This window comes from Pleomorphochaeta sp. (assembly GCF_050031695.1).
In the GTDB taxonomy this organism is placed as follows: Bacteria; Spirochaetota; Spirochaetia; order Sphaerochaetales; family Sphaerochaetaceae; genus Pleomorphochaeta.
Map to the genome: position 1 here is coordinate 128,936 of NZ_JBNAIC010000016.1, position 20,326 is coordinate 149,261.

20 protein-coding genes are annotated in these 20,326 nt (G+C 29.0%); 12 read left to right on the forward strand and 8 right to left on the reverse strand.

Features of this window, described 5'->3' with window-relative positions; genetic code table 11:
- Genes ACPKM0_RS03700 through ACPKM0_RS03710 form a run of 3 tightly spaced genes read left to right on the forward strand, consistent with a single transcriptional unit; the run spans position 1 to position 3,558 of the window.
- Positions 1–1,368, forward strand: coding sequence for a family 4 glycosyl hydrolase (locus tag ACPKM0_RS03700; protein WP_472473460.1), 1,368 nt, complete (start codon positions 1–3; stop codon positions 1,366–1,368).
- Positions 1,369–1,370: 2 nt separating this feature from the next.
- Positions 1,371–2,312 carry a carbohydrate kinase family protein gene (locus ACPKM0_RS03705; RefSeq protein ID WP_472473461.1) on the forward strand — a complete coding sequence of 314 codons (942 nt, stop codon included), beginning with the start codon at positions 1,371–1,373 and terminating at the stop codon, positions 2,310–2,312.
- A gap of 10 nt (positions 2,313–2,322) precedes the next feature.
- A complete protein-coding gene (locus ACPKM0_RS03710) occupies positions 2,323–3,558 on the forward strand; it encodes an L-cysteine desulfidase family protein (RefSeq protein WP_472473462.1) in 1,236 nt (411 codons plus the stop codon).
- A gap of 52 nt (positions 3,559–3,610) precedes the next feature.
- Here the strand turns inward: ACPKM0_RS03710 and ACPKM0_RS03715 are convergent, their stop codons facing one another.
- From ACPKM0_RS03715 to ACPKM0_RS03740, 6 genes are read right to left on the reverse strand one after another with little or no spacing between them, the layout of a single operon-like run.
- Positions 3,611–4,306: a DUF4867 family protein gene (locus ACPKM0_RS03715; protein ID WP_472473463.1), complete on the reverse strand. Its 696-nt coding sequence runs from the start codon at positions 4,304–4,306 to the stop codon at positions 3,611–3,613.
- A 12-nt stretch (positions 4,307–4,318) separates the two neighbouring features.
- Complete coding sequence (locus tag ACPKM0_RS03720; protein WP_472473464.1) at positions 4,319–5,071, reverse strand: sulfite exporter TauE/SafE family protein; 753 nt, start codon at positions 5,069–5,071, stop codon at positions 4,319–4,321.
- Positions 5,065–6,243, reverse strand: a complete 1,179-nt coding sequence (locus ACPKM0_RS03725; protein WP_472473465.1) for an iron-containing alcohol dehydrogenase — start codon at positions 6,241–6,243, stop codon at positions 5,065–5,067. The genes ACPKM0_RS03720 and ACPKM0_RS03725 overlap by 7 nt, the downstream gene beginning before the upstream one ends.
- Positions 6,243–6,713 (reverse strand): RpiB/LacA/LacB family sugar-phosphate isomerase, encoded by a 471-nt coding sequence (locus tag ACPKM0_RS03730; RefSeq protein ID WP_472473466.1) that lies wholly within the window; start codon positions 6,711–6,713, stop codon positions 6,243–6,245. The genes ACPKM0_RS03725 and ACPKM0_RS03730 overlap by 1 nt, the downstream gene beginning before the upstream one ends.
- Positions 6,714–6,725: 12 nt before the next feature.
- Positions 6,726–7,652 (reverse strand): transketolase family protein, encoded by a 927-nt coding sequence (locus ACPKM0_RS03735; RefSeq protein ID WP_472473467.1) that lies wholly within the window; start codon positions 7,650–7,652, stop codon positions 6,726–6,728.
- 4 nt (positions 7,653–7,656) lie between these two features.
- Entirely contained in the window at positions 7,657–8,487 is an 831-nt protein-coding gene (locus tag ACPKM0_RS03740) for a transketolase (protein ID WP_472473468.1), read from the reverse strand.
- Between the two features lie 181 nt (positions 8,488–8,668).
- Here ACPKM0_RS03740 and ACPKM0_RS03745 point away from each other — a divergent pair, with 181 nt between their 5' ends.
- Entirely contained in the window at positions 8,669–9,826 is a 1,158-nt protein-coding gene (locus ACPKM0_RS03745) for an ROK family transcriptional regulator (RefSeq protein ID WP_472473469.1), read from the forward strand.
- Between the two features lie 118 nt (positions 9,827–9,944).
- Positions 9,945–11,261, forward strand: a complete 1,317-nt coding sequence (locus ACPKM0_RS03750) for a fucose isomerase (protein WP_472473470.1) — start codon at positions 9,945–9,947, stop codon at positions 11,259–11,261.
- A 41-nt stretch (positions 11,262–11,302) separates the two neighbouring features.
- Here ACPKM0_RS03750 and ACPKM0_RS03755 read toward each other — a convergent pair whose 3' ends face one another.
- A complete protein-coding gene (locus tag ACPKM0_RS03755) occupies positions 11,303–12,616 on the reverse strand; it encodes a Fic family protein (protein ID WP_472473471.1) in 1,314 nt (437 codons plus the stop codon).
- A 409-nt stretch (positions 12,617–13,025) separates the two neighbouring features.
- Here ACPKM0_RS03755 and hypB point away from each other — a divergent pair, with 409 nt between their 5' ends.
- Genes hypB through ACPKM0_RS03780 form a run of 5 tightly spaced genes read left to right on the forward strand, consistent with a single transcriptional unit; the run spans position 13,026 to position 17,783 of the window.
- Complete coding sequence (hypB, locus tag ACPKM0_RS03760) at positions 13,026–13,694, forward strand: hydrogenase nickel incorporation protein HypB (RefSeq protein WP_472473472.1); 669 nt, start codon at positions 13,026–13,028, stop codon at positions 13,692–13,694.
- Positions 13,695–13,731: 37 nt separating this feature from the next.
- Positions 13,732–16,401: an FAD-dependent oxidoreductase gene (locus ACPKM0_RS03765; protein ID WP_472473473.1), complete on the forward strand. Its 2,670-nt coding sequence runs from the start codon at positions 13,732–13,734 to the stop codon at positions 16,399–16,401.
- The gene (locus ACPKM0_RS03770) at positions 16,402–16,758 is read left to right on the forward strand and encodes a hydrogenase maturation nickel metallochaperone HypA/HybF (RefSeq protein ID WP_472473474.1); all 357 of its coding nucleotides are present in this window, start codon (positions 16,402–16,404) and stop codon (positions 16,756–16,758) included.
- A gap of 15 nt (positions 16,759–16,773) precedes the next feature.
- Positions 16,774–17,250, forward strand: coding sequence for a permease (locus tag ACPKM0_RS03775; RefSeq protein ID WP_472473475.1), 477 nt, complete (start codon positions 16,774–16,776; stop codon positions 17,248–17,250).
- Between the two features lie 2 nt (positions 17,251–17,252).
- Positions 17,253–17,783, forward strand: a complete 531-nt coding sequence (locus tag ACPKM0_RS03780; RefSeq protein WP_472473476.1) for a permease — start codon at positions 17,253–17,255, stop codon at positions 17,781–17,783.
- 39 nt (positions 17,784–17,822) lie between these two features.
- On the opposite strand, the gene ACPKM0_RS03785 is transcribed toward ACPKM0_RS03780, so the two are convergent.
- Positions 17,823–18,587, reverse strand: coding sequence for an IclR family transcriptional regulator (locus ACPKM0_RS03785; RefSeq protein WP_472473477.1), 765 nt, complete (start codon positions 18,585–18,587; stop codon positions 17,823–17,825).
- Positions 18,588–18,724: 137 nt separating this feature from the next.
- Between ACPKM0_RS03785 and ACPKM0_RS03790 the strand changes: the two genes are divergently transcribed.
- The gene (locus tag ACPKM0_RS03790; protein ID WP_472473478.1) at positions 18,725–19,393 is read left to right on the forward strand and encodes a bifunctional 4-hydroxy-2-oxoglutarate aldolase/2-dehydro-3-deoxy-phosphogluconate aldolase; all 669 of its coding nucleotides are present in this window, start codon (positions 18,725–18,727) and stop codon (positions 19,391–19,393) included.
- On the forward strand, positions 19,383–20,326 hold a 944-nt coding region (locus ACPKM0_RS03795), incomplete at its 3' end, for a PfkB family carbohydrate kinase (RefSeq protein WP_472473479.1). The genes ACPKM0_RS03790 and ACPKM0_RS03795, both read left to right, overlap by 11 nt.

The window sequence follows — 20,326 nt, forward strand, 5'->3', positions numbered from 1 at the left end:
ATGAAAATAGCAGTTTTAGGTGGAGGTGGAGTACGTTCAATGTTCTTAGCAAAAAGTATTTCACAACGTGCTAATAGCTTAAATATAGATGAAATAGTCTTTATGGATAATAATAAAGAGAAATTAAACATATTTGGAAAGATGGCAAAAGAAGTTGCTCATAGAATTGATTCTAATATTAAGTTTTCAATAACTTTAGATCCTATCGAAGCTGTAAAGGATGCAAAATATATTATTACTACCATAAGAGTTGGTGAGGATAAAAAAAGAGTTGATGATGAAACAATTGCTTTAAATTTAGATTTAATAGGTCAAGAAACTACAGGTGCAGCAGGGTTTTCATTTGCAATGCGATCTGTTCCTGTTCTTTCTTATTATTGTGAATTAATAAAACAGTATTCTGATAAAAATGTAAAAGTGTTTAACTTTACAAATCCTGCAGGGGTTGTTTCTCAAACACTTAGAGATATGGGATATGATTTTACTTATGGAATCTGTGATGCACCTAGTGGTTTATTACATGATATTGCTGAAATTTATGATATTCCATCATCTAATATAAAAGGCGAATGTTTTGGTTTAAACCATTTATCATTTTTTAATAGTATAAAAATAAATAATGAAGAAATGATTAACGATATAATAAATAATGATCAAATTTATAAGGATAGTGAAATGCGATTTTTTCCAAAACAAATTGCAAAACATTATAATTATATTATTAATGAATACTTATATTATTTCTTTTATAGAGAAAAAGCATTAGAAAATATTAAAAGTGCTTCACTTACACGTGGACAATTAATAGAAAAAGTAAATATTGAATTAATAGAAGAATTAAAAAAATATGATGTCACTAAAGATTTTGATAAATGTTTAAAAATATTTATTGAAGGCTATAATAAAAGAGAATCTATGTATATGAAAAATGAAACAGGTTCAACTCAACTAAAAAAAGCTTTCGAATTTGATATCTATTCACCAGATTTAGGTGGTTATGCTGGAGTTGCACTAAATTACATTGAAGCTATAGAAAAAAATAAAGAAGTTGAAATGATAATGTGTGTTTTAAATAACGGCTCAATAGAAGAATTAGCTGATTCAGATATAATTGAAGTTACATGTACAATAAAAGATAATAAAGTTATCAATCATAAATTTAGTGATATTAATGAATCAATATTAGCGCTAATTAAAAAAGTAAAAACCTATGAAAGACTAGCATCAAAAGCTATTCGTAATAAGGATAGAGATATTGCAATAGAATGCTTATTTTCTCATCCATTAGTTAATTCTATATCTTTAGCTACACAGTTAGTTGATAGTTATATTGAATCTAATAAAGACTTTATTGAAGGTTGGAAATAGTAATGAAACATGTCGTAAGTACTGGTATAATAAATGTTGACATTTTATATGGAGATGTAAAAAATATTCCTATTGAAGGGACTGAAATTTTTTCTAAAGCTTTTGATATTCAGTTAGGAGGTGGCGCTGCAGCCACAATGATCAATCTATCTAGATTAAAAGTTCCTACAAAATTAATTACATTGTTAGGTAAAGATACTTTGTCTAAATTAGTTGAAGAAAAATTGCAATTATATAATTTGAAATATGAAAATATATATAAAGGTAGTGAAATGCCTTTAACAGTAACATCTGTATTAATAACTGAAAAAGATCGGACTTTTATTTCTTATAGAAATGATATTGAGATAACTCAAAAAATGAAGGATAGAGTTTATGAAACTTGTAAAGATGCTAAAATAGTCCAAATGCAAGAAGGTTATGAAGATGTTTATGTTCAACTAAAAAAAGAAAATCCTGAAACAATATTTGTTTATGATACCGGTTGGACTGAGCATTTAAGTATTGAAAGTTATAAAAAATATTTAGAAATTGCTGATTATTTTACACCTAGTATAAGTGAAGCTTTGAAAATAACAAATACTAATAATATAGAGGATGCATCAAAAGTTTTACATAAATATTTTAAAAAAGTGATAATAAAATTAGATAATAAAGGATGTTTCATTAGTGATGAGAAAGAGGATATAGTAGTTCCTGCACTAGGTAATATAAATAAAATTGATTCAACTGGTGCAGGGGATGCTTTTCTAAGTGGTTTTATTTATGGGTTATACCATGAAAAAAATATAATTGATTGTGTAATTTATGGTAATATCTCAGGGGGATTTTGTGTTAAAAAATTAGGTTGTTTAACTTCTTATCCTACAGAAGAAGACTATAGATTTTATTATTCTGAAATAAAGCAAAAAATTGATTATTCTAAAAATTTTATCAATTTGTAGAGATTAATAAATGAAAAACAATAAAGAAAAATATTTGGATATTTTAAACAAAGAATTATTATTAGCTTTAGGATGTACTGAGCCCTCATCCATTGCATATGTTGCATCTGTTGCTAGTAATAACATACAAGGTGATATTAAAAAGATTATTATAACCTGCAGTGTGAACTATATTAAAAATGTACATGGCGTTTCTATTCCTAAAACAGGTGGAAAAAAAGGAATAAAGTATGCTATTGCTGCAGGGATTATTTCTAATAATGCAGATAATAAGTTAAATATTTTAGACAGTCTTGATGATTCAGATATAAATAAGATTACTAATTTAGTTGAAAATGTAGATATTGTAATTAATAAATCAAATTTGGATAAAGAAATATACATTAAATTAGAAATGTTTAGTAAAGAAGAGAAAGTTGAAGTAGAATTAGCTGATGAGCATACTAATATAATAAAAATTGAAAAAAACAATCAGATAATTTTTGATTCTAAATCAAAAATAATTAATAAAAAAAAGCAATATAATATGGATTTCTTTGAAATTCTTGATTTTGTTGATAATATATTAATAAATGAAATCCCAACATGTATCTATGATCAGATAAGGTATAATTATGATATTGGATTGTGGGGAAATGATAATGATTTAGAATTAAATATCGGAAATTATTTTGAAGAATATTCTAAAAGCGTTGCATTAACTGCTTTTGCAAGTGAATCAAGAATGTTGGGGTGTCCTTTACCTGTTATTATTAATAGTGGTTCAGGTAATCAAGGATTAGTTTTATCTATATCAATTATTAATTATTCTAAACAAAATAATCTTTCAAAAGAAAAAACATATAAAGCTTTAATGCTTTCAAATTTATTAGCGATTTGGCAAAAACAATATTTTTCACCTCTATCAGCTTTTTGTGGTGTTGTTAATGCTGCATCTGCTTTGAGTGGTGCACTAACGTGGTTAAAAAATGGGAATCCAAATCAAATTGTTATAGCAATGAATAATACTTTTGCAACTTTAGCTGGAATGTACTGTGATGGGGCGAAAGTCTCTTGTGCACTTAAAGTAGGAATTGCAACAAAACTTGCTTTTATATCAAGAGATATGGCCTTAGATAATAAAGGATTAAAAAGTGGGGAAGGTATTGTTAAAAAAGATATATTAAATACGATACAAAATACTGCTAAAGTAGTTAATAATACAAGGGTGTTAGATGACTATTTATTAGATGCAATATTACAATAAAAAAAGCAAAATGGTTAATTCCCATTTTGCTAATTTTTTACCTAATTATTTATTAAATTTTTAAGTTGTAATTCTCACCGTTTATATTAGCTTGTACACCTTGGTTAGTTAAATTAGTTGCTTCTTCATGACAAATAATGAATTTATTATTCTTAAATAATAAAGAATTTAAAGAGTTTTGATCTTCTTTAGATTTATTAATAGTTTGAATATCTAATTCAGTATTAGTTAAGTCGCTTAAAACAACTATTGCTTTAAAACCGGAATCTTCAATCTTGCAAGGAGCAAAATGTAGAGTATCTTTATACATTAAGAGTGCAGTATTTTTTTCAACATAAAAAGCTTTTACTTTTTTACTATTAAGTTTATAATTTTCTAAATCTTCAATCTTAGCTAAAAATAAAAGAGCGTCTGTTGAGAATATATTGATTTCATCACAATCATGCCATTCAAGAGCATTTAATTTTGTGTTTTGACCATTGCAATATCCAATTTCAATTTTTTCGTCGTAAAAAGTACTTAATTCTTCAACTACATCTTTTTCTTCCCAAGATCTAACAAATGCTTTATAAACATTACCTTCATTTGGAATAGCTGTTTCATTAATTAATTTATCAATTAATTTATTTTTACATTTAAGATCTAAGATTTTACCATATTTTTCAAATATTGAATCACTAACATTTAAAATTTCAATATTAGGATTTAATTTTTGAATTTTTTCTATTTTAGATTTTGTTGATTCCATAGCAATCTCCTTTTATAGTGCAAACATAAATATTCCAGTAAGTAGTAACAATGAAAAGACAATTATCGAAAAAGTTCTAGCATTTACTTTGTTATGAACTATTTCCCCTACTATTATACCACATATTAAAAATGGTAATTGAGTTAATGTGTTAGTAAATGTTGTAAATGTAAAACCTGGATTGTTAAAGAAATATGAAGCAATAATAATTGTATTTAGTGTTAACCAGACAGAACATAAAGTTGCTCTAAATTCTTTTTTATCTTTTAAAGCTTTAGTTGCATAAATCACAACAAGAGGCCCACCGGAAGAAATAGCACCATGGACAACTCCACCTACTAATAATGCTATAACACTTGTTATTTTATCTCTTTTACTCAACTCTGTATTAGTATCTTCATCATTATCTTTGTTTTTAAATAGTTTATATAAATTTAAAATAGATACAAAAACAATAAAAATAGCTAATCCTTTTTTAAATAAAACAGGATCTACATATCTAAATATGTACATACCAACAGGAAGGGTAGGTATCATAAGAGCTAAAATAAGGAGTGTTTTCTTAAATTGCACATGTTTAATATTCGTTACAACAATATAAAGGGCTAAAAGCCAAGCTAATATTGTGACAATCATTATTCCTTGTTTCATACCAAGGAGAGCTGTAACAAATGGGACTGCTATAACAGTGCACCCAAAGCCTGTTATAGCTTCGAGTGCATGTGTTATTAAAACTACAAATCCACTTAGAATTAGATTTAACATTTTGCCACCAAGAATGGATAAATATTTTCTTTAGTTGCTTTTGGTATTTGATTCCACATTTTAGGATCATCAAAAGATCTAGAGAAATGACTGTCTATCTCATCTTCACTTATTTCAACTCCCAATTCTTTAAAATTAGTTGGAAGTTTCATAAGTCTAAACATTTCTTCTAATTTGTCATAAAGTTTAGTAATTAGAATATCTTCATCCTCTTCATCAAAGAAAGCTTTTGCAATTTCTTTTAAAGGTTTTCTTACACTTTCAATACTTAGTGACATTTTATAAACATCAAGAAGAGTAAAAGCGCAAGCACTACCATGAGGAACATGGAAATCTTCACTTAATATAAAGGAAAGTGCATGACCTGCTGCAGTTCCTGTTGTACTAAATGTAGCACCAGCCATAGCTGAAGCTAATAGCATATTTCTGCAATATTCAACATTTTGGTTTTTATTTTGAGCACCATTATACATGTTGAGTAGATTAGAAATAATGTCTATTGAAACTTCAACAGCTAGGCTTCTAGTTTCATCACTAGCATTTTTATTCCAAATTGTTTCTAAAGCATGGTCTAAGGCATCTGCTCCTGTTGATGCAATTAATGCTGGTGGCATATTTATAATATATTCAGTATTTAAAATAGCCTTTTTTGCATGCATCAAAGGTGAACCTAGTGTATATTTTCTTCCTGAGTTAGAAGTATATACACCAACTTTAGTCATTTCAGAACCTGTTCCTGCAGTAGTTGGAATTAATACTAATGGAAGACTCTCTTTTTCTATTTTTCTCTTAGGATTATTTGATAAATAATCTTCTAATTCACCGCCATTACTCATTAACATTGCTAAAGCTTTAGCACTATCCATTACAGAACCACCACCGATTCCAACAATAATAGATGTGAACTCAATTTTTTCAGCCATAGCTTTAATGTCACTAGTTCTAGGGTTAGGTTGAACTTTATCTAAAATAGTAACATTAGCTATATCTTTAATGTCATTAAGAAGTTTATCTTTAGCAACAATTGGAGCATTATCGACAATGAAAGTAATATGTTTTAACTTTGGATCTAAATCTAAACATTCCTTTAATAGTTCAGATGCACTTAAGGTGTCTTTTTGAACTATTTTGACAGGATTATTTAATAAGTTCCTGTTTGTAATATCTTTCATTATTTGAAATTCTCCTTTTCAATTTCTACAACATTGTTAAATGCATTAGTTAAGAAATCTCTTTTGAATTCCATTTTTTCACAGAATTCTCTGTTTAACCAACCTTCTACAATTTCAGTTGCAACAAAAGGAGCTGTTACCCAACCACCCATTGTAATAACATTAGCTTGGTTAATAATTTTTGCTCTTTCTCCACTGAATACTGAATCAACTACACAAGCATAGATGCCTTTGTGTTTGTTAGCGACAATTGCCATACCTTGACCAGTACCACAAATTAATATACCTCTATCAGCTTCACCACTTTGGATTGCTTTTGCAACTTTTGGAGCTTGTTCGAAATATGGTTTTGGATGATCTTTATCCTCAATACCAAAATCTAAAACATCATAACCTTTTTCTACTAAAAAATCTTTAATTGCAGTTTTTAAATCAAAACCACTTAAATCACTAGCTATTGCAATTTTCATAATATAAATCTCCTATTTGCCTAAAACAGCTTTTGCTTGTGCAACAATTTCTTTTGCATTTAATTTGTAATATCCCTTTAGATAATCTAAAGTTCCAACTTGTCCGAATTCTTCTTTAACTCCAACCATTCTCATTTTAGTTGGTCTTTGATTTGCTAATAGGTTAGCTATTGCACTACCAAGACCACTACCAACTTGATGATTTTCTGCACTAACAATATGGTTAGTTTTAGCTGCATAATGTAATAATAATTCGCTATCTAAAGGTTTAACACAAACAGGATCAATAACTGCAGCACTAATACCTTCTTTTTCTAACATTTTAGCAGCTTCTAGAGCTTCCGGAACCATTACAAAGCCTAAAGCAACAATAGTAACATCACTACCATCTCTTAAAACTTTACCTTTTCCTAATTCGAATTTTTCATCTTTTTCATATATAGTTAATTCACCTTTTCTATGTAATCTCATATAGGAAGATCCATAGTGGTCAATTAAATTATAAACTGTTTTTTCAAGACTAACTGAATCACAAGGTTCACAAATTACTAAATTTGGAACAGTTTGCATAATTCCTAAATCTTCAAATGGCATGTGTGTGCCACCATTAAAAGCTGCTGTTACACCTGGGTCTGTTCCAACTAATTTAACATTTAACTTTGCATAGTTAGCAGATAAGAAGAATTGGTCAAAAGTTCTTCTACTAGCAAAACAACCAAATGTTGCTGCAAAAGGAATTTTACCCATGTTAGAAAGACCTGCACTTACACCAATTAAATTAGCTTCTGCTACCCCTACATCAACGAGGCGATCTGGATAAGCTTTTTTGAAAGGACCTGTACCAGTAGCATTCATCAAATCAGCTTCTACTACCATAATTTGATTGTTTGTTTTTGCTGCTTCTATTAAAGTTTCGCAGTAAACTTGACGCATATCCATAAGACTAAAGCTCCTTCTTTAATTCATCTATTGCTTCTTTAGCAACATCTGATGAGACTACCATGTTATGATTTGTTAATTTGTTTTCAGCAAAAGCGGCACCTTTACCTTTAACAGTATCTAATATAATCATGTTAGGTTTAGAATTTGAAAGTTTAGCAAGTTCAATCTTGCTTTCAATTTCACTAATGTTGTGGCCATCACATCTATATACATTCCAGCCAAAGGTTCTCCATTTGCCCTCAATATCTCCAAGATCCATAATAGATTCAGTTGTTCCATCAAGTTGAAGTTTATTATAATCAGTAAATGCTATTAATTTATTAAGTTTGTATTGAGATGCAAACATTGCAGCTTCCCAGTTTTGACCTTCATCGGTTTCACCGTCACCAATAATAGCATAAGTGTAATTGTCTAAATTATCTAATCTACAAGAAAGTGCCATACCACATGCAGCTGATAATCCTTGTCCTAAACTACCTGTTGTCATATCAATACCAGGAGTTTTTGTTCTATCACAGTGAGAAGGAAGATTAGTTCCACCTTGATTTAGTGTATCTAACCACTCTAGAGGGAAGAAACCCTTTAATGCAAGAGTTGCATATAATGCAGGGCCAGAATGTCCTTTTGAAAGAACTAATAAGTCTCTACCTACCATTTTTGGATTTTTTGGATCGACATTCATTTCTTTAAAATATAATAGAGTTAATATTTCTACTACAGATAAAGAACCACCGACGTGACCAACACCTAAATTAGCAATGGTTTCTAATGTCTTAATTCTTACATTGTTAGCTTCTTTATTTAGTTGTTGAAGCTCTTCTTTAGTAATCATGTTATCCTACCTTTATTACTATTACTTTCTTAATGAAAATAATAAAGACAAAATGGTGATTTGTAAAGAGAAATTTTACTAAATTAATAACTTTATTTGTGAAAGTAAGTAAAAAAGCTTTCTAAACTTGGTTTTCTATGTTACAAATAAAGTAATTGATATAAATGAGGAGAAATGATTTATGGTTAATAATGTAATGAGAGCAAGTGATATAAGAAACCACAATATGAACTTAGTGTTATCTGAGATTTATAGATGTAGGGAAGAGGGAGTATCACAATCATCATTAGTTAATTTAACTGGATTAAAGGCTCCAACCTTATATAGGATATTTAGTGATTTAGAAAGTAGGGAGTTAATTCAACCTATTAAGAAAGAATTGAAAGAAGATGGTAAAAAAGGTAGAAAACCATTATTATATACAGTTAATGAAAATAGCTTATATTCTATAGCAGTTGAATTTTGGGCCGGTGTTATTTTAATTGGTTTGTTTAATTTTAAACTTAAGAGAGTTGCATCTATTACTTTATCTATAGATGAATCTTTAGATATAAAAGGTGTAATTAAATTAATTGTAAAAAATATTAATTCTTTAATTGTAGAACATGAAATTATAAAAGAAAAAATAGCTGGAGTATCTGTTGCAGCCCCAGGTTGTGTAAACATAGAAAAAGGTATTGTAATTGATTATCCCCGTATTCAAGGTTTAAATCATTATCCTTTATCAGAAGTTTTAGAAAAAGAGCTAGATTTGTTTGTTATTGTCCATAATAACTGTTCTGCCTTAGCTTATGGGGAATACCTATATGGTGATTATAAGGATGAAAAAGGATTATTTACATTCTTATTAAGAAGAGGTGTAAATGGTGCTTTAGTTAGTGAAAATGGTATTTATATAACTCCTGATAACGTAACTTTAGAAACAGGCCATATTCCAATATCTCTTGATGGACCAGTTTGTACTTGTAAGGGAAAAGGTTGTTTACAAGCTTATGTATTAGAATTAGATAGTAATCCAAATACTCCAATATTCTCGTCCTTAGAAGATAAAGTAAAAAATAATGATCCAAACGCTTTAGCTGTTTTAGAAAAAGCAGCAGATTATTTATCAGTTGGAATTAGAAATCTAAAAATACTCTTAACCCCATCCTCAATTCTTTTTGAATGTTCTAGTGGAATAATTGCTAAAGCTCTATCTGATTTAGTTAGAGAGAGAATTGAGAAGTTAGTAAAAGAGGGTGTAATCTCTGATGTTAGAATCTTTGGTAAAGAGTATGATGCAATCACAACTCAAAAAGGTGCTGTTGAAATATTAATGAAACATTACTTTAGTAATTAATTTATAATAATTTTAAGTCAACAAATTCTTTCATTTATTAAATTTGAAAAAAAATGTTGACTTATTAATCTTTTTATTGTTTACTTTCAGTAAGAAATAAATTAACAAGAAGGGTTGTATGAAGCAAAAAGTATCTTTAGGAATAGTATGTTTAGCTAGAAAAACTTATGATTATCGTGCTGCAGAAGAATTATACAAAAACATATTAATTAATGTAAAAAAAATTGAAAATGTTGAATGGACAATTATTGAAGATTTAGTAATTGAAAAAGATGAAGGTGAAGATGCAGGATTAAAATTTGCAGCTAGCAATTTAGATGGTATTGTATGTATTAGTGGTACTTTTCATTTAGGTCACTTACCTTTATTACTAAAAAGACATTGTGATGTACCAATGTTATTATGGGGACTACCTGAACTTCCATATAATGGTGGTAAAATTAGATTAAACAGTGTTTGTGGTGTTAATTTAAATGCTTCAAATTTATATAAGAGTGGATTCAATGATTATCAAGTTTGTATTGATAATAATATCGATGAAGATTGGATTGATGCACTTAGAGTAATAAGAGCTTTAAATAATTCTCATATTGGTATTCTTGGCTTTAGAGCAGATGGATTTTTCAATGTAGGTGTTCAAGATAACAATGTATTTGATAATACTGGTGCCATTGTAGACCATTTTGAATTATCTGATGTAATTAATCTTGAAGTACCAAAAGAAGATATTGAAAGTAGAAAAGAACAAGTGAAAAGTTTATTTGATTGTTCTTCTATTACAGAAGATCAAGTAAATAAAGTAGCTTTATTAAGCGCTAAATTAAATAAGTTCTATCTAGATAATAAATTAAATGCTTTAGCAATTCGTTGTTGGCCTGAATTTGCAAGAGACTTTGGTATATCTCCTTGTGCTGCAATGAGTATATTACAAAGTGAAGATAAGATATTTACATGTGAAGGTGATATTGATGGATCTCTATCTCAAATTGCTCACAGAGCATTAGGAGCTGAAACACCATTCTTGTTTGACTTCTCACAAGTTGATTTTGAAGAAGATTTTGCACTATTTTGGCATTGCGGGGTAGCTCCTTGTAATCTTTGGGATGGTGTATGTAATAGATCTTTAGATACATATTTTGCAGGTGGTAGAGGTGTTACTGCTGACTTTGTATTAAGAAGTGGTGATGTTTCTGTATTAAGATTAGATTCTGCTAGAGGAAAGTATAGAATGTTTATCCAAGATGCAACAGCAATTCCTATGGAAAAACTATTAAAAGGTACATATCTAAAAGCTAAATTTGATAGACCTGTAAAAGAGGTATTAGATATTATTGTTGATAATGGTATTGCACACCACAGTAGTGTAGTTTATGGTTCTTTCTTAAAACCTTTGAGAATTGTAGCTAAACTTAAGGGTTGGGAAATTTTTGAATAAATAATAACTCCTTGTTTTATATAAATACATAGTTGACCCGTCTAGTTTGACGGGTCATTTATATTTAGAGGATTTAACATATATCCAAATTTGTTTTTGTTTAAGTTAATTTTTTTTAAATAATTTTTACTTACTAAACTTTCTAAAGTAGATCTTGCTGTTTGATTAGATACTGATAAAAGATGTTGTACTTCAATTACAGTTAAAAAATAATCTTTTTTATTATTTAATTCATTTAAAATAATTGCTTGGTTTTCACTTATTTTATTTTCACTAATTAAGTGTGTTATTTCCCCTCTTTTATTTAAAGTTTTTTCAACATAATTAAAAAATTCTTCTTTTGCTTTTATTATTGCTTTTAAGTTGTAAATAATAAAATAAGTTAAATCATTATTATCATATTCACATTTTAAATAACTATCTTCATATTGAATTTTACTCTTTTGTATAATTCTAGAAATTGCAAGGTATTGTGTTAGATTATAACCTTCTTTTAATAAATACCAATAAACAATTGCTCTTGCACATCGCCCATTTCCATCAACAAAAGGATGAATAAAAGCTAATGTGAAATGAATAATAATTGCTTTAATAATAGGGTGGATAAAATATGAAGTATAATTATCATTGTTACAAAACTGACATAACTGATTAATTAAATTATCAATATCAAGATAATTAGGAGGTTGGTAAATTAGTTCATTTTTAGCTATATCTGCTACATGTACATCATTAGATTTTCTAAAGGAGCCTTCATCTTTAGAATCAAGTAAGGTGTTGTGAGTTATTTTTTTATGAATATTCAATAACTTATCTCTATCCATTGTTAAATCTTTGTTTTTAACTATGTACTCCATTGTTAAATAGTTATTGATAATCATTTTAATATTTTTATCACTTGTCTTCTTATTTTTCCTCAAATATTCTTTAGCAATTTTTCTAGTTGTAGTTGCACCTTCCATGATACTTGATGCTATTGCTTCTTCATATAATGAATTTAAATAAAAATATTTTTTATTTGACTCAGATATTAAATCTATTTTTTCACAAGGATGCTTAATAGATAAATCTAACTCATTTAGATATTTGTTTATTTCATTTGTTTGAGAGAAATAAAAAGTAAATTCGTTAAATTTGATTTTATTATAATTTAAAGATCTAATAAATTTTACTATTCTCCAAAAATCTTCTTTTTCTATATTTTCATTAGGAGTTTTGTACTTAACTTTATCCCAATATAAATATGGTGAATTACAATTAATTGCAGCATTTTTAATTTTGTTATTGTCTATATGTTTTATTAATAAAGCTAAAACATCTGTTTTATTAAATTTAGGAGGGTGTTCTTTTATCATAAAATAAATCTCCTTTGTCTTTGAATTATAATAAACTTTCCTAATTTGTCAATAATTAGGAGAGTTTAGTAGTCATATTTAAAACATATTACCCATTTTTTTAATAAATGTAGTAAAAATAATGAATTTTTAGAAAAATGATTAAAGAATAAATCTATCTTTTGTAAGATAAATTTTATTAATACCATTTTATTATATTTTGGATAAAAAAAGTTGAAAATAATATAACCAATTCATGATAGTTAACAATTTTTATAGCATTTGTAAATAAATTATAGTAAGTAATGTTTAGTAAAATTTAGATAAATTTTTATTGACTTATGTCATTTTTGCATATAAAATTTTACACAAGTGTTACAAAAAAATACAAAAATAATACAAATTTACAAAAAAAATTGGGAGGACTTTAATGGATCAAGTTAAAGTTATAAAGATACAAAAAAGTATATATTCAAATAATGATGAAGCTGCAAAGAAGGTTAGAGAAGATATGAAAAAGAGTAATACTTTTTTACTTAATCTAATGAGTTCTCCAGGATCTGGAAAAACAACGACGTTACTTCAAACTATAAAATGTGTAGATAATCAATATCGCTTAGGTGTATTAGAAGCAGATATTGATTCTGATGTTGATGCAATCAAGATTGCAAAAACAGGGGTAAAAACTATTCAACTTCATACCGGTGGTATGTGCCATTTAGATGCTAAGTTAACAAAGCAAGGTCTTGATGAAATTGGAGTTGAAGATGTGGATATTGCTGTATTAGAAAATGTAGGTAATTTAGTTTGTCCTGCATCATTTGATACAGGTGCTAGTAAGAATGCTATGATTTTATCAGTACCAGAAGGTGATGATAAGCCTTTGAAATATCCAAAAATGTTTAAAATATGTGATGCCTTAATTGTAAATAAAATTGATACAATGAGTGTTTTCGATTTTGATATGGAATTATTAAAAGAGAGAGTTACAAAACTTAATCCTAATATGAAAGTATTCCCTATTTCTGCAAAAACAGGAGAAGGTGTTGAAGCTTGGGTTAATTGGTTATTAGATCAAGCAAAATCTACATTAAAATAATAAAAATTTATATAGGTTAAAAAAGGACGGGAAGAGAATGGCTATTAGACAAAAAATAGTTGAATTAGCACAACATGTTGCAGGAAGAAAAGTAGAATATACTGAAAAAGATCCTGAATATTATGTATTTGCAGATTTAATCACTGATGATGAAGCAGATTTAATGATTGCTATGGAAAGAAGAGTTGATGAAAAAGTCGAAGACTTAGCAAAAAGAATTGATAAAAGTTATGCTGAGACTTTTGAAATGTGTATGAAACTTGTAGATTATGGGGTTGTTGAACTAAAACCTCAAGCAGATGGTACAGATACATTTGAATTACCAATCTTTGTTCCAGGTATCTTTGAACTTATGATGCTAAACAGAGATAATGCTAATGCTCATCCTGAAATTGCTAGAGCATTTGAAGAATATACTAGAACAACGGTTGCTCAAGTAGTTGATAATATGCCAATGGGTAATGGTGCTATGAGAGTTATTCCTGTTGAATCTGCTATAAAAGCTGATACAAGAAAAGCTCCTTATGAAGAAATATCATATTGGCTTACAAAATACCAAAATCATATTGCTTTAGCTCCTTGCCAGTGTAGACTTGTTAGACAACAAATGGGAGAAGGCACAGGTAATTTACCTGAAGAAATGTGTTTGATTTTAGGGGCAACAGCTGAAAGCTGTATTGCAACTGGAAAGGCAAGAAGAATAACTCGTAAAGAAGCTGATGAAGTATTATTGTTAGCTGAAAAACGTGGATATATGCACCAAGTATCTAATATGGATGGTACTAATAAAATATGGGCTATTTGTAACTGTGAAAGAAATGTTTGCTTAGCTTTACGAACTAGTCAATATTTTAATACTCCAAACATGTCTCGAAGTAACTATGTAGCAAAAGTTGATCCAAAAGAATGTAGTGGTTGTGGCCAATGTGTTGAAACTTGTCCAGCTAATGCTGTAAAACTCGGACCTAATCTTTGCTCTAAAACTGAAATAGAATTCCCTGAAAATGTTTTACCTGATAACCATAATTGGAAAGAAGATAGATATAATCCTGAATTTAGAAACAATTTCAAAAACACTTATGATAGTGGAGCAGCTCCTTGTAAAGCAACTTGTCCAGCTCATATTTCAGTTCAAGGATATATTAAATTAGCAGCTCAAGGAAAATATGATGAAGCTTTAGAATTGATTAAGAAAGAAAATCCATTCCCAGCTGTTTGTGGTCGTATTTGTCCTCATCCTTGTGAAAGCGAATGTACTAGAAACGCTATTGATGATCCTGTCGCAATCGATGATATTAAAAAGTTTATTGCAGATAGAGAGTTAGAAGAAGGAAAACAATTTGTTCCTGAAAAACTATTTGATTATAGTCATATTAAAATTGCAATTGTTGGCTCTGGTCCTGCAGGTCTCTCTTGTGCTTTCTTTTTAGCTCAAAAGGGTTATTCAATAACTGTATTTGAAAAACTAGCTCAACCTGGTGGTATGTTAAAACATGGGATTCCTTCCTTTAGATTAGAAAGAAATGTTATTGATGCTGAAATTGATGTAATTAGAAAACTTGGTGTCGAAATTAAATGTGGTGTTGAAGTTGGAAAAGATGTAACACTAGATGAACTTAGAAAACAAGGTTATAAAGCATTCTATGTAGCAATTGGTGCACAAGGTGGTAGAAAACTTGGAATCGAAGGTGAAGATAATAAAGATGTTATCGCAGGTGTTGAATATTTACGTGATGTAAATTTAGGCAAAGATATCAAAACCCCAGGTAATGTTGTAGTTATTGGTGGTGGTAATGTAGCAATTGATGTTGCTAGAACTGCTGTAAGAACAGGTGCTGATAAAGTTGAAATGGTTTGCTTAGAAAGTGCAAAAGAAATGCCAGCTCAAGATGAAGAAATAGAAGAAGCTAAGGGTGAAAATATTGGTATCAACAATGGATGGGGTCCAACACGTATCATTGAAGAAAATGGAAAAGTGACTGGTGTTGAATTTAAGCGTTGTCTCAGTGTATTTGATAAAGATAACAGATTTAATCCTAAATATGATGAAAAAGATACTAAGATTATGAAAGCTGATATTGTTCTATTATCAATTGGTCAATCAATTGAATGGGGTAATATGTTAGATGGTAGTAAAGTTGAGCTTAGACGTGGAAATGCTGCTGTTGCAGATGATTTAACTCTTCAAACAGGTGAAAGTGATATATTTGTAGGTGGAGATGTATATACAGGCCCTAAATTTGCTATTGATGCTATTGCAGCTGGTAAAGAAGGTGCTGATTCTCTTCATAGATATGTTCACCCAGGTCAAACTTTAGATATTGGAAGAAACAGACGTGAATTCTTAATCTTAGATAAAGATAATGTTGATTATTCTAGTTACGATACAATGAAAAGAGAAAAAGTAGCTCATGATAAATCTAAAGATTTAACATTTAGTGATCCACGTGCAACATTAACTGAAGAACAAGTTAAGAAAGAAACTTCTCGTTGTCTAGAATGTGGTGCAGCTCACGTTGATCCTAATCAATGTATTGGTTGTGGAGAATGTACTGTTAGATGTAAATTTGGTGCAATTACTCTAGAGAGAGTATTTGATGCTCATAGTTTTGGTTATGAAAATATTAAACCACATGCTATTAAAAGAGCATTAGGTAGAAAAGTTAAAATTGCTATGAATCCAAATCGTGATAGTATGGTTAAATAGATGCATGAATTAACTATTCTAGTAGAATTAGTAGATATGGTAGAATCTGCCATGAGAGAAAATAATATAAACAAAATTGATACAGTTGTCATCCAAGTGGGGCAACTGTCATCAATTGTTCCACGATTCATGTATGAATATTATCCAAATGCAACTGATGGTTCTATGCTTGAGGGATCATCACTTAAAATTGAGATGATACCAGGTAATGGTTTATGTCATCATTGTAATAAGGTATTTAATGTTGTGAAATCGAAAGGTAAATGCCCGATTTGTCAAGCTGATGACTGGGAAATGCTTAGTGGACAAGAGTTTATGCTCAAAGAGATTCGAATAGGGCCTGAGAGTCCTAAATGATTTTAAGGATATTTAATGAATAAAGTTCTATATGTAGTGACATCTATATTGTTACTAATATCTTTCTTTAAAGATAAAGAAAAAACTAAAAAAGCATTATTAAAAGGTGGGAAGTCATTATTAAATGTACTCCCCTTATTTTTAGCTATTCTCGTTATTGTAGGATTGATAGTTGCAACTTTCAACGCTAATTTAATTGCTAAATTGATTGGAGAAAATTCTGGATGGCTTGGTACAATATTTGCTGCTTTCTTAGGTACCTTTGTTATGATTCCATCTGTAATATCTTTGCCAATGGCGAAGATGTTAATTGATAGTGGAGCGGGGTATTTACAGATAGGAGCTTTTTTATCCACATTGTTCTTAGTTCAACTTGCTTCTGTTCCTATTGAAATGAAATATTTTGGTAAAAAAGTAACTATAATTAGAAATGTAATATATTTCTTTTTTGCATTTTTTATAGCCTATATTCTTTATTTGGTGATGGGGTAGCTATGAAATTAATAAAAAAATATAAGTTGTTTTTATTTACATTACTAATTCTTGTAATCGTATATTTTATAAATGAAGATATTGGAATTAAAGCTTTTAATAAAACTAAAAATTCAGTTATTTATATGGCTCAATATATACCTGTTATTTTTATATTAATGGGGCTATTAGATGTATGGGTTCCTAAAAAAGCTATGGCTAATTTAATGGGAGAAGGATCTGGAATTAAAGGGATTCTATTATCTATATTTTGTGGAACATGTGCAGCAGGTCCCTTGTATGGTGCTTTCCCTATTGTAGGTGTATTTATGAAAAAAGGTGTAAAATTCTCTAACATTTTAATATTTTTAGGAACTTGGTCATGTGCTAAAATTTCTATCATATTATTTGAGGTTGCTTCTTTAGGACCTAAGTTTACATTTACAAGACTTACTATTGATTTAGTTGGGATTATAGTAATTTCTAATGCGATAGCAAAAATAGTTCCTAAAAAAGAACTTGAAAAATTATATGAAAATGTAGAAGGAAACTAAAATAGTAGCTGTTGTAATAAATTTGCAACAGCTCATATTTTATATAGGGAGTGCTTGTATTCTATCTTGGAAAGTATCAATTAATGATTCAATCAAAATAGAATACTTTTGAATATTATCTTTCATTCTAATTAATGGCCCTGAAATACTAATAGCTGCTATCGGTTTATTTCTAACAAGAATAGGGGCTGAAACACACATAATTCCTAATTCATGTTCTTCGTTATCTATAGAATAACCTTGTTCTCTTATTTGCTTTAGTTCTTTTAAAAGAGTTTCATTATCAGTAATTGTGGTTTCAGTAAACTTTTCATATACTATATTTTTAATAATTTTATTAACTTCGTCTTCTTCTAAATAAGCTAACATAGCCTTTCCTAGACCTGTACAATACAGTGGTGCCTCTCCTGAAACATGACTTGCAGTACTTACTCTTAGTGTTTGTGTAGATTCTATCTTATGTAAATAAGTTAATTTGTTATTGTCAAGTTTTGCTAAGTGTACAGTTTCTTGGGTGTGTTTAGCAATTGTCTCAACAAGATTAACTCCTTCAGAAAGTAAAATACCTTCTAAACTTGAGTTACTATGAAAATTATTCATTTTTGTAGTAATGAAATACTGTTCATCTTTGGGATCTTTTGCAATGTATCCTAAATCTTCTAAAGTATTTAAAAACCTAAATACTGTGCTTTTATGTATCTTTGTCTTCTTTGCAATATCTGATAGAATTATTTTATTGTTATTTGCAATAGTTTCTAATATTAACATAGTTCTTTCTACTGCTGTTACTTTTGTATCTTCCATTATGTATTTACCTTGTTTCATTTTTATCAAGTTGTTTCATTTTTCTCTTGACAGATTTAAAAAACCATTATATGAATAATATATACCATAAAAATGAAACAGTCAATTAAAAATGAAACGGTAAGGAATGTAATAAAATGATGAATGAAAAAATAATAAAAGAACTTGAGGATAAATTAATAGTTGCTGTATTAGTTATTGATGATATAGAAACTGCTGTTGATTGTGCTAAGGCTTTAGTTGCAGGTGGAATAACTGCTATAGAATTAGCTCTTAGGACTCCAGTATCTTATAAGGCAATTGAATTAATTCATGAAAATGTACCTGAAATGATGATAGGTGTTGGTACTGTTATAAAAAGTGGTCAAGCAAAAAAAGTTAAAGAATTAGGAGCTTCTTTTGCCGTAGCTCCAGGATTAAATCCAAAAATTATGGAAGAGGCAAAGTTGTGTGATCTTCCTTTTGCTCCTGGGATTTCAACAGCTAGTGAATTAGAAAAAGCTGTTGAATTAGGATGTAAAATTGTTAAATTATTTCCTGCAGAAGCTTTAGGTGGAATTAAGTATTTTAAAGCAATGACTGGTCCTTATAAATATTTAGGATTGAAATATTTTCCATTAGGTGGAGTAAGTGAAGAAAATTTACCACTTTGGGCAAGTGAAAAAGATATAGCTCCGATTGGTGGTAGTTGGATTGCTAAGGGTGATTTAATAAAAGATAGAAATTATGAAGAGATTACAAGAAGAGCTAAAGAAGCTTTAGAAATATGTAAAAAAGTTAAACTAGGAGAAAATGATGGAAAATAAGATAGTTACTTTTGGAGAGATTATGATGAGATTAAATCCACAAGGGTTTTTGAGATTTCTCCAAGCAACTAATTATGATGTGAGTTTTGCAGGTGGGGAAGCAAATGTTGCTGTATCTCTAGCAAACTTTGGTGAAAATGTATCATTTGTTACAAAAGTGCCTAACCATGAAATTGGACAAGCTTCAATTAATGTACTAAGAAATTTTGGTGTTGATGTCAGTGATATTACTAGAGGTGGAGATAGACTTGGAACATATTTTGTTGAAAAAGGAGCTTCTCAAAGAGCATCAAAAGTAATTTATGATAGAAAGTATTCAGCTATTTCTTTGGCAAAAACTAATGATTTCGACTGGGATAAAATATTTAAAGGTGCTTCTTGGTTTCATTTTACTGGAATTACACCAGCACTTGGTGGTGATATGCCGTCTATATGTTTAGAAGCATGTAAAAATGCAAAAGAAAAAGGTATTAAAATTTCTTGCGACATAAATTATAGATCAAAATTATGGAGTAGAGAAGAAGCTAATACTGTAATGTATACTTTAATGCCATATGTTGATGTTTGTATCGGAAATGAAGCAGATGCAAAAGATGTATTTAATCTTCAAGCAGGTGATTCAGATATTGAAAAAGGTGAATTAAGTAAAGATGGATATATTGATGTTGCAAAACAATTAAGTGAAAAATTCAATATTAATACAGTAGCTTTTACACTTCGTGGTAGTTTAAGTGCTAGTGTAAATACATGGGCTGCAATGTTATACAAAGATAATAAAGCTTATTTTTCACCAAGTTATACTATTCAAATTGTTGATAGAGTTGGTGGTGGAGATTCATTTAGTGGTGGGCTTGTTTATAGTTTGTTTAATAATTATGAGGAGCAAGATGCAATAAATTTTGCAGTTGCTGCTTCTTGTTTAAAACATACTAT